The 9,872-nt window shown below is 69.5% G+C and carries 10 protein-coding genes and 2 pseudogenes; 10 read left to right on the top strand and 2 right to left on the bottom strand.

Features of this window, described 5'->3' with window-relative positions:
* Positions 1-226 precede the first annotated feature (226 nt).
* The gene (locus ACTWQO_RS48035) at positions 227-841 is read left to right on the top strand and encodes a hypothetical protein (protein WP_443243731.1); all 615 of its coding nucleotides are present in this window, start codon (positions 227-229) and stop codon (positions 839-841) included.
* Between the two features lie 43 nt (positions 842-884).
* Complete coding sequence (locus ACTWQO_RS48030) at positions 885-1,355, top strand: single-stranded DNA-binding protein (protein ID WP_443243730.1); 471 nt, start codon at positions 885-887, stop codon at positions 1,353-1,355.
* Positions 1,356-1,911: 556 nt separating this feature from the next.
* On the opposite strand, the gene ACTWQO_RS48025 is transcribed toward ACTWQO_RS48030, so the two are convergent.
* The gene (locus tag ACTWQO_RS48025; protein ID WP_443243729.1) at positions 1,912-2,316 is read right to left on the bottom strand and encodes a hypothetical protein; all 405 of its coding nucleotides are present in this window, start codon (positions 2,314-2,316) and stop codon (positions 1,912-1,914) included.
* Between ACTWQO_RS48025 and ACTWQO_RS48020 the strand changes: the two are divergent.
* Positions 2,303-2,857, top strand: a pseudogene (locus ACTWQO_RS48020) (transposase); the annotation flags it as partial. The gene ACTWQO_RS48025 and the pseudogene ACTWQO_RS48020 sit on opposite strands and share 14 nt — an antisense overlap.
* Positions 2,858-3,050: 193 nt before the next feature.
* Here ACTWQO_RS48020 and ACTWQO_RS48015 read toward each other — a convergent pair.
* Complete coding sequence (locus ACTWQO_RS48015) at positions 3,051-4,034, bottom strand: cupin domain-containing protein (RefSeq protein WP_443243728.1); 984 nt, start codon at positions 4,032-4,034, stop codon at positions 3,051-3,053.
* Between the two features lie 101 nt (positions 4,035-4,135).
* On the opposite strand from ACTWQO_RS48015, the gene ACTWQO_RS48010 reads away from it, so the two are divergent.
* From ACTWQO_RS48010 to ACTWQO_RS47980, 7 genes and pseudogenes are all read left to right on the top strand, one after another.
* Positions 4,136-5,077 (top strand): MBL fold metallo-hydrolase, encoded by a 942-nt coding sequence (locus ACTWQO_RS48010; RefSeq protein WP_443243727.1) that lies wholly within the window; start codon positions 4,136-4,138, stop codon positions 5,075-5,077.
* Positions 5,074-5,166: pseudogene (locus tag ACTWQO_RS48005) on the top strand (DNA-binding response regulator); the annotation flags it as partial. The gene ACTWQO_RS48010 and the pseudogene ACTWQO_RS48005, both read left to right, overlap by 4 nt.
* 183 nt (positions 5,167-5,349) lie before the next feature.
* Entirely contained in the window at positions 5,350-5,688 is a 339-nt protein-coding gene (locus ACTWQO_RS48000) for a hypothetical protein (protein WP_443243732.1), read from the top strand.
* A gap of 127 nt (positions 5,689-5,815) precedes the next feature.
* Positions 5,816-6,532, top strand: a complete 717-nt coding sequence (locus ACTWQO_RS47995; RefSeq protein WP_443243726.1) for a hypothetical protein — start codon at positions 5,816-5,818, stop codon at positions 6,530-6,532.
* Between the two features lie 342 nt (positions 6,533-6,874).
* The gene (locus tag ACTWQO_RS47990) at positions 6,875-7,789 is read left to right on the top strand and encodes a replication-relaxation family protein (RefSeq protein WP_443243725.1); all 915 of its coding nucleotides are present in this window, start codon (positions 6,875-6,877) and stop codon (positions 7,787-7,789) included.
* 326 nt (positions 7,790-8,115) lie between these two features.
* Positions 8,116-9,462, top strand: a complete 1,347-nt coding sequence (locus ACTWQO_RS47985) for a VanZ family protein (protein ID WP_443243724.1) — start codon at positions 8,116-8,118, stop codon at positions 9,460-9,462.
* A gap of 26 nt (positions 9,463-9,488) precedes the next feature.
* Positions 9,489-9,749, top strand: coding sequence for a transposase (locus ACTWQO_RS47980; protein ID WP_443243723.1), 261 nt, complete (start codon positions 9,489-9,491; stop codon positions 9,747-9,749).
* Positions 9,750-9,872 lie beyond the last annotated feature (123 nt).

The raw sequence follows: 9,872 nt of genomic DNA, 5'->3' as shown, positions 1-9,872 counted from the left end.
ACCGGTCCTGGAGGCCACCTCCCCGGCAACGGGGAGGCGCCCGCCACCCGAGGACCTGCGCGAGCTGTACGGGACCGCCATCCCCGCGCTGGTGCTCTATCCGATGGGCTGAGCGAGCGTCTGCGGGCGGGGCGGCTGTCGGCCACCCCGCCCGGAGGCCGCCAACTCCCCCTTTCCCGAGGCCTTTTCCTGGCCACGGTCCTCACGAAAGCGACGTGTCACCGCCATGTCCGCCCCAGCACAAGCTCCCCGGGAAGGACCGCAGGCCCCGGCGCTGGTCATCAGCGACAGCACCGACGACGATCCGGTCGGCCTGCGGACGAGCCCGGTCCCCCGTCTGCACCTGCCGTCGCCGTTGTTCAGCACCGAGGAGTACCACCGTGCTCCGCTCGTGCTCCTGGACGAGTCGAGGGAGGACATCGAGGGCTACACGCTGTACGACGCAGACATCTCCCGCTGCGTGATCGCGCCCCGAAATCCCAGCCTCTCGGACGCCGAGGAGTGCGCGGAGGCGAACAGCGCGGCGGTGTTCCACGCGATGCGGGGGCCTGACGACGAGGGCCTGCCCTGCATGGAGATCGCGGGCATCCTCGTGTTCGCCTACCTCGACGCCGACCGCGGGGCCGTACGGATCTCCGTTCATCTGGACACCACCGACGAGCAGTTGGTCCGGGCCGACGGCACGGTGCCGCTGCTGGTGGAGATCGAGGACGCCACGGTGTTCGACAACCTCACCCCGCCGCCGGCCCCGGCGGAGCCGACCGGGTGGAAGAAGTGGATCTGGCGGCTCACCCGCCGCATCGCACACCACGACGGCAGCATGCGACGGCACGGGGGTTGACCCACAACCAAAAGACACTTTTATTTTTAATAGGAGCGTCCGCATGACCTCGACCGTCACGCACGTGTCCGGCACCGTCGCCAGTGACGTGGAAGTCCGCTTCACCCAAGACGGCATCGCCGTCTGCCGGTTCCGCCTCACCGAGACCCCCACCCAGTGGGACGCCACCGCACAGAAGTGGCGTGACCTGAAGCCAATCCCCTACATCTGCACCGCCTGGCGGGATCTGGCCACCAACGCCGCCGAATCCCTCGTCGACGGCGTCAACGTCCTGGTCAAGGGGCGCATCACCGGGTTCAAGGACTACTCCATCTACCTGAGCGTCGACGACCTCGGCGTCAGCCTGCGCAGGCGCATCGCCTACACCGAGACCAGCCTGCCCAGTCCGATCGCCGCCCGCCCGGTCACCGCACCCACGTCGCCTCAGCCCGCCGCCGTGTCCCGCCCGGCCGCCGGGCGACCGGGCAGCCCACCCGCCTGGTGGGAGCAGAAGCGGGCCTCCCGCTGGTCCTAGCCCGGCTCTTCCACCGCAGCCGCCGACTGCACTCCCCCTTCCCGTCGGCCGCCTGCCACACCCCCTTCGCCCGCCCCAGCGCGGCACCGGTTCGCCTGCCGGTGCCGCGCCCTGCCCGAAAGGCCAGCCGTCCATGCCCGCGCACGCCCTGTCCGAACGAGCCGCACGCGCCGCGCTCGCCGCCCACTTCACCCCCGGTCAACTCACCGCCGATCTCGACGAGTTCACCCCCGGCCGAGGTGTGGGACCGGCGTGTCCGCGGCGACGGCAGCGGGCGCCTGGCCCACTACCGGCCGCACGAGGAACTCGCCCAAGCGGAGCTGACCTGCCCGTTCGTCATCCCCTCGGACGAGGAGTGGCCCACCGCCCTCGCCGAACCGGGGCCTGCCTGCCCGCTGGGCCTGTGGGTCCGCGGCCGCGAGCGGACTGCCGCGGCTGACCGACAGCGCGGTCGCCGTGACTGGCAACCGGCTCCCCAACCGAGCAGGCCGTCACCCGCGCGCGACTTCGCCACCGCCCTCGCCGAGGCCGGTCACACGGTCACCGCCACGCTCGCCTACGGCATCGACTCCACCTGGACGGCGCCCACCCCCACGCGCACGCGCCGCTGCTGCGCTCCATCCTCGACAGCGGCGGCGCGGCGGTCAGCCTCGGCCGGCCCGGCACCGCGGCCAGCGGCGCGACACTGAAGGCCAGCGCCGTTCTGCTGGCCGCGCTCGCCCGGCCGGTGATCCTCGTCGAGGCCCTGGACCGCGTCGAGGCGATGTACGCGGCCGAGACGGCCGTCGACGTCCACCGCCCCCTGCTCGCCGCACCCGCCACCGGCGACGTCCGCTTGAGCGGCAACGCCCGCCTCATCGACGGGCAGCTCGCCGTGAACAGCCCGGACCCCCGTCTCGCGGTCGCCCTGCCGCACGCACGCGTGGCCCGCGCCGGCGACATCGAGGAGGGCGACAGACACAGTCGAAGGCCGATCCGAGCAGGTGGTCAAGACCTGGCTCGAGGCCCAGACACCAGCGTTCCGCGACGGGATCGAGATCGTGGCCATGGACGGCTTCACCGGCTTCAAGACCGCCGCAGCTGAAGAAGTACCCGACGCAGTCGCGGTGATGGACCCGTTTCATGTTGTCGCCGTGGCCGGCGATGCGCTGAACCGATACCACCAACACGTCCAGCAAGACACCTGCGGGCACCGCGGCCGGGTCGGTGATCCGCACTACGGCATCCGCCGAGGGCTGCGCACCGGTGTCAGCCTACTCACCGACCGCCAACACGCCCGACTCACCAGCGTATTCACTGCCGATGAGCACGCCGTGGTCGAGGCGACCTGGGATGCCTACCAGCGCATCGTGTCCGCCTACCGGCAACCCGACCGCTGCGCCGGCAAGACCGAACTCGCCGCCGTCATCAAGACGATCAGCCACGGCGTCCCAGCCGGACTGCCCGAACTGAGTCGACTCGGCAGAACACTGAAACAGCGCGCCGCTGATGTGCTGGCCTACTTATCAGTACATCGAGTCGGCGGCCGCTTCCTGCAACTCGGCGGCCTTCACGGGGTGTGAACCAGATACGCGTCCGGCCCGGGTTGGCATCAGCGCCCATCTGTAAAATTCCGTTGAGCGTTTGCCCAGATCAGATTTCGAATGAGTGGCTGTGCACGCGACTGCGGATGCCGTTTCGCGATGGCTGTGGGAGTCACTGCCTGACCGAGTTTCCGCTGCCAGTTTGTTTCGACGCCAATTGAGGGCTTTCGGTGAGAGCGGATCGTCCCGCAACCTGCGCTCGATACCGCCCCGGTGTAGTGCCGAACTCCCGTTGGAAGGCGTGTGAGAGTGCGTACGGGCTGCCGTAGCCGACCCGGCCGGCGATGGCGGCCAGGGTTTCCTGGGTGTCGCGGAGCAGGGTGGCGGTGAGGATCACGCGCCACCAGGTGAGGTACGCCATCGGAGGGCGGCCGACCAGAGTGGTGAACCGGCGCGCCAGGGTGGGACGGGAGACGCCCGCCTCTGCGGCCAGGAGGTCGTTGCTCCACGGCGCGGCCGGGTTCGAGTGCAGCGCCCGCAGGGCGGCGGCCGTCACCGGGTCACCCAGTGCGCCAGGCCAGGCTCCGCTGGTGGTCTCGGTCATCCAGGAGCGGATCATGTAGACGAGGAGGAGGTCGAGCAGGTTCGGGAGCGCCACGCAGGAACCGGGCCGCATCTCGTCCAGCTCACCGGCGAGCAGATCGATCGCGGCACGGAGTTCGAGGTGGCTGCCTACTCGGCTGGGAAGGTGGACGACTTCAGGCAGCTCTGTCATGAGCGGGTGCATGCGGCTGCAGTCGAGCCAGTACTTGCCGCAGAGCATCTCCGTCTCGTCGCGATCAGGCCGGGCTCGCGGCCCTGTCCCCGCAAGCCATTGCTCGAACGGCACCGCCCTCTCCTCCGCGACCGCCCCATCGACGGGGGAATCGGCGATCACATGGCCTGTGCCATGAGGCAGCAGCACCGCGTCACCCACGCCCAGAGGTATTGAGGCGCCGCCATCGGTCAGTAGCCAGCAGCTGCCCTTCAGGACGACGTAGAAGCCCGCGCCGTCATACGGGTCCAGCCGCGCGCACCAGCTCCCGCTCATCCGCACCCGGTGGAACCAGGGGTGCCCGAGGTGCACGGCAGAGATCGCATCGCTCACCACATCCATCCGCCCAGGATATCTCCCGTATGAAGTATGAGATGGATACGTATTTTATTGAGCTGGATGCGCATTGAGAGGATCGTTCGACCTTCCTTAAGGTCGATCACGTGACGAGCGAGAACGAAAGTGTGCAGAGCATGGTGCTGGGGGATGTCGAAGTCATCCGGGTCGTTGAGTGGCACGAACCGTTCCTGCCCACCTCCGGCATGTTCCCGGGAACCGGCGCCGATGTATGGAAGGACAACGAGGACTGGCTGGCACCGGACCACTGGGAGCCGGACAGCGACTTGGTGGTGCTTGCTCTGCAGAGCTGGGTGCTGCGCAGCGGTGGGCGGACCGTCCTGGTCGACACCGGAGCAGGGAACGAGCGCGAGCGACCGGGCATGGGGCCGTTCCACCAATGTCAGGGTGATTTTCTCGGCCTCCTGGCAAGGGCCGGCGTTCGCCCGCAGGATATCGACGTCGTCGTCAACACCCACCTCCACGTCGATCACGTCGGCTGGAACACCGTCGACGCAGACGGGGAATGGGTACCGACGTTCCCCAACGCCCAATACCTCATTCCTGCCGCAGACGACTTCCACTACGGTCCGGACAACGCGTACGGGAACGGCGCGCAGGCGGTCGACCGCCTGATCTACGAAGACAGCATCGCGCCCATCCACCAGGCCGGACAGGCCGTGCTGTGGGACAGCCTCCACCGCATCGACGAACACCTCACCCTGGAGTCCGCACCCGGTCACACTCCCGGCTCATCCGTGCTGCGACTCGCATCCGGGAGCGACCGGGCGGTCTTCGTCGGAGATCTGCTGCACAGCCCGGTGCAGATCCTGCACCCCTGCTGCAACAGCAACGCCTGCCTGGCCCCGGAACAAGCGGTGGCCAGTCGCCGTCGGATTCTCGGGCGGGCGGCTGATGAACGGGAGCTGCTCGTCCCCGCGCACTTCGGTGGTGCGGGTGCCCTGGAAGTCCGACGGAACAGTGATGGGTTCGCCCTCGGCCCATGGGCAACAGCTGGCCTGAAGAAGAGTGCGTCCGCCTTTGAGTGACTCGTGGCCCCACCCCGCTCACCGCCCGCGAGCGCGAGGCCCTCAACGCCTCGGCGGACGGCGCGACCGTCGCCCTGGCGTCGAGGTTGAGGAGACCGAGGACTTCGAGCGGATGGAGCGCGACGTCCACGCCGCCTTACGCAAGCCGCCCACATGGGACTCCAAGGCCCGGACCGGGCCGGGCGAGTTCCTGCACAGCGCCGCCGGTGCGATGGCTGCAGCTGACCACCACACCGGCGCTCACCCCCATCTGGGAGGGATACTCAATGACGATGGCGACGACCCAGCGCATCCTCGACCTCGCTGCGGCGGCACCGGCCAGCCACGGCGAGGACCTGGTGCTGTTCCTGGGCGAGGCGAACGAGCTGTACCAGCAGGGCCTGCAGGTTCTGTACCGGGAGGTGGCAGAGCGCCTCGGCGGACTGGCCACCGCGGACCTGATGTTCGCTGCGGAGACGGCCGGCATGCCCTGTGATGCCTCACAGGACCGCGACGAGGTGATCCTGCTGCTGGCCCTGGTCCAGTGGGAGATGACACCGGCCGCCATGGCGTACACGGAGATGGCCGAGGATGCCGCGCGCCGCGGTGTCTGCCTGATTCCCAAGGAGTGAGCCGTGAGCGCGGCCGCGCGCGAGAATCCTTGAACCGCGGACTGGACCTCCAACCGAAACTCCTGCCATTATTTGCGTTGTGAGCCGGGCGGGCCGGCGCACCTCTGACAGGACGGACGGTTCTGCCATGACCTCGCGCCGGGAGCCTCGCCTGGCCGACGCTGCCGAGATTGCGGCCGAACAGGGCCTGACGCCTGCGCGGATCACCGGCCTGTACACCGAGCGCGCTGAGAACGCCTCCGGCGAGACATTCCCCGAGCCCGTCGACAAGCGCGGCCGTGCCCGTCTGTGGGACCACGCGGAGGTGACCAAATGGTTCGCCCGTCGCGCGCCGGCGCGACTCGCCGAACACACACCGCCCTCCCGGGACCCGGAGGAATTGCTCAACGCCGCAGACGCCTCGAGGTACCTCGGCTACAAGAACTCCAACCAGGTCACTACCTTCGTGCGCGACCACCCCGGCTACTTCCCCGAACCGGACGTCGTCGAAGAGAAGGGCACGGCCGAGAACCCTTACCGCCGGCAGCTCTGGAAGGTGCAGACCCTGCAGGCGTGGATGGCCACCCGGCCCGGCCGCGGAAGACGAGCCGGAGCCAAGGAGGCACCGACCCTGCCCGACGTTCCCGTCGACGGCGATCCCGACGAACTTCTGGGGGCGAGCCAGGCGGCCGCCCTGCTGGGGTACAAGAGCGTCGGCTCCTTCTCCAGCAGCCTGTCCCAGGGCAACCTTCCGCTGTTGAAGACCACGGACGGGGTCGCGGAGAATGCCGGGCGCCAGAACGGGCGTCGGCGGTGGACGCGCCGGCGCATCCTCGAGCAGGCCGCCCAGCGGTCCAAGAAGTAGTACCCGGCGGTGAGCGGACCTCCGCGCACCGCCCCGTGAACGCGGCAGCCAGTTTGGGGAGTTGGTCCCTTGCGGGCCGGTTGTCGCACGATGGCCGGCATGGCGTGGCTCGCCACCACGCCCCGCAGCAGCATCCGCTGCTGCGGACCGGCCATCCCTTCTTCCAAGACCGCTTCCGCCCAGTGATCCGTCGTGGTCGCGGGTGTCCCTTCGCGCAGTCGCGTGATCGGGGCCGTGGATCCCCGACCATGGCCCCGACCACGAGAGCGTTCTTGGGTCGTGACCTTGGTCGGGGTCTCGTGGTCGGGGGTCGGGTCGAGGGCTGACGGTTGCCTCCTCTGCATGACCCGTTCCTCATCAGGTGTCCCGGCCGCCGAGCTGGCTCCAAGCCCTGCTGAACCGCTGCGCTTGCAGGTCCTGACCGCGCTCGCCCTGCACCGCATGGCCACGACCGGCCAGTTGCGCCAGATGCTGCGGCCGGACGGCTCGCGCCAGTTGCTCTCCCGCGTGCTGAACACGCTGCGCTCCACGGGCTTCGTCGACCTCACCCCTGTTCCCGAGTCGAACCGATCGCGTACGCACGCCTGGTACCTCACCCCGGAGGGGGCGCGTCTGACCCGCGATCTGCCGGTCCTGCGGGGGCGTCCGCCGTACCCCATCACCTCGACAACCGCAGCATCGCTGAAGACGCCGCACACACTGACCGTCGTACGGTCCCACCTGCCGTTTGCGGCAGACGCCCGCCGACTAGGGCACGAGCACGGCCCGTGGGACTGGACCCCTGAGGTAACTCACCCCATCGGGGAGGGCGAGCGGCTCGTTGCCGACGCCGTTATGCACTACACCGTCGTCGAGGGCGAACACCGGCGGAAGCTGCGCGCGTTCGTCGAGGTCGATCGCAGCACCATGAGCAGCGAACGCCTCGCCGCGAAACTGATCGAGTACGCCAGGCTGTACCAGTACGAAGCGCAGCCCGTCGGCCGCCGCAGGTCGACCACCACCGGCCCTGCCTGGCTCCGCTGGTATCCCGTCTTTCCCCGCGTGCTCTTCATCCTCACCGGCGCCTCCCGCACCAGGCTGGAACACCGGATCAGCGACCTGAGGGCGATGGTCGCCCAGCACCTGCTCGTTGCAGCCCTCTCCCGCGAAGTCCCGCTCGGCGCCTGCGTGCTGCATGACATCGAGGAGCGCGGTCCGTCCGGGTCGGTGTGGGTGCCGTTGACTGGGGGCGAGCCTCGCCCGTGGACCGACTTGTGATCACGTCGAGCGCGCCTTCCGCGTCGAGGAGTCGGACCAAGGGCCACCGAAGGTGACCTCTGGGTCTTCGACGCCGTTATGCGCGGTGGCCCGGGCTCTAGGCGTGCTGTTCGGACAGGTTAGTGACGCGACTGCCTGGTGTTTGGCCACTGATTCCGGTGTGGGGTCGCGGGCCCACGAGTGGGGGCGGCATGAACAGACCAGCCGCCCTTGCCCTGGAGGCCGTCGCTCATGCCGGGGCTGCAGCCCATAGCCCGTATCGACCCTGCGGCGGCCAGAAGCCCTCTATACACGCAACGTATAATCGCTGTGTATAGTGGCGCGCCATGACGGAGACCTACCTGCTGCCGATCCGCACGGCAGCGCTGCTCTTCCCGGCGATCGCGTTACTGACGTTCGTGCCGACGGCGATCGTCCTCTACCGGCGGCACGGCGTCATGACCCGCTGGCGGGTGCTGTCGGTGTACGGCGGCGGGTACTACGCGCTCTCCGCCTTCTGCATGACGGTCGTGCCGCTGCCATCGCCGTCGGTGGACGTCTGCGCGGCATACCCGTCCTTCCGCGAGCCGCAGTTGACGCCGGGCACCGCCTTCGCCGACATCTGGAAGGAGGCACACCACCGGGTCACGCTCGACGCGCTCGTGCTGCACAACTCGGCCGTCTGGCAGACCGCGTTCAACCTGCTCCTGCTGCTGCCGCTCGGAGTGTTCGTACGGATCCACTTCCGGCGCGGGCTCGTTGCGGCCACGATCGCCGGATTCGCGGGATCGCTGTGCCTCGAACTGACCCAGTACAGCGGGCTGTGGGGTCTCTACGCGTGCCCGTACCGCCTCTTCGCCGTCGACGATCTCATCGTCAACACGGCGGGCGCGGCCCTCGGCTGGGCGGCCGCCGGGCCTGTGGCCCGGGCCCTGCCCGACCTGGACAGCCTGGACGACCGCGCGCTCGCCCCGCTCGCCGCCGGCAAGGTCCCCTTCGGCCGCCGCCTGCTCGCGCTGCTGCTGGACGTGACGGGCGTCGGCCTGCTCACCAGCGGCGTCGCGGGCGTCGCGTACGTCGTGCTCGGTGCGGAGGCGGTGCTGTGGGTGCCACCGGTCATCCTCGGACTGTGGTTCGTCGTCGTCCCGTGGCGGACGGGCGCGACGCCGGGCAAGCACGTACTGCTGCTGCACCTGGTCACGGCTGACGGCGGGCGGCCGGGGCCCGCCCGGCTCGTCCTGCGCGCCGCGCTGCTGGGTCCGCCGCTGGCGGTCGTATGGCTCGCCGCGGGGGCGATCCTTCCCGACTACCCGGCATCCCCTGCCGACGCCTCCGCGCTCATCGAGATCGCGGGCCGGGTCGGCTACCGGGACGTGGCTTACAGCCTGGCCGCGGATCCGGTCGCCGGGCTCGTCCTGCTGCTGTCCCTGGCCGCCTGTCTGGCTGTGATCGGCGCCTATGCGAGGGCGGTTCGCCTCCACCCCGAGGGCCTCGGCCTGCACGAGCTCCTCTCCGGCGTCCGCAACCGTGCCCTCCCGCACGCGCGGGCGCGGGAAGGCGCGGGGACGGGGACGCGGGGCCGACTGGACGTGCCGGGTCCGGCGAGCTCTCGCGCCCCGCTCGCCTCCGGCACGACTACCCGACCGAGCCGGGCACAGGAAGTCGGGGGCGGCAGGGTGGGTCCTCCCTACTAGGCGGTGTCTTCAAATGATCTTGATTGGTGGATCATGGTCGGGTGATACCTCGACATGAACTGTCGGATGCCGAATGGGAGTTCGTCCGGCCGCTATTACCCGCCGCGTTATGGGGCAGGAAACGGCTGGACGACCGCACCGTGCTCAACGGGATCGTGCGCAAGTTCCGTACCGGGACGGCTTGGCGGGACGTGCCCGAGCGGTACGGTCCGTGGGCCACGCTGGACACCCGGTTTCGCCGGTGGGCCCTGGACGGCACGTTCGAGCGGATGCTCCAGGCCGCCTAGGTGTGCTGTCTCGGGAGGTTGGTTCCATGGCTGGACACAGCCTGGGGCGCGTGGGGACCCCTCCCGGAGCCAGATCCCTACGCTCGCGACATGTGCTCAGGACCGCAGGCAATCCGGCGCGGT

It is taken from the genome of Streptomyces sp. 4N124 (genome assembly GCF_052245395.1).
Lineage (GTDB): Bacteria > Actinomycetota > Actinomycetes > Streptomycetales > Streptomycetaceae > Streptomyces.
Note: the sequence above shows the minus strand (reverse complement) of the source record. Positions and strands in the feature narration are given on the sequence as shown.

Bases quoted from the DNA above. Each gene is read 5' to 3' on its own strand.
- ACTWQO_RS48000 (WP_443243732.1), top strand. From the start codon at position 5,350: ATGGCGACGACCCAGCGCATCCTCGACCTCGCTGCGGCGGCACCGGCC.
- ACTWQO_RS48030 (WP_443243730.1), top strand. From the start codon at position 885: ATGACCTCGACCGTCACGCACGTGTCCGGCACCGTCGCCAGTGACGTG.
- ACTWQO_RS47995 (WP_443243726.1), top strand. From the start codon at position 5,816: ATGACCTCGCGCCGGGAGCCTCGCCTGGCCGACGCTGCCGAGATTGCG.
- ACTWQO_RS47985 (WP_443243724.1), top strand. From the start codon at position 8,116: ATGACGGAGACCTACCTGCTGCCGATCCGCACGGCAGCGCTGCTCTTC.
- ACTWQO_RS47990 (WP_443243725.1), top strand. From the start codon at position 6,875: ATGACCCGTTCCTCATCAGGTGTCCCGGCCGCCGAGCTGGCTCCAAGC.
- ACTWQO_RS48015 (WP_443243728.1), bottom strand. From the start codon at position 4,034: ATGGATGTGGTGAGCGATGCGATCTCTGCCGTGCACCTCGGGCACCCC.
- ACTWQO_RS48035 (WP_443243731.1), top strand. From the start codon at position 227: ATGTCCGCCCCAGCACAAGCTCCCCGGGAAGGACCGCAGGCCCCGGCG.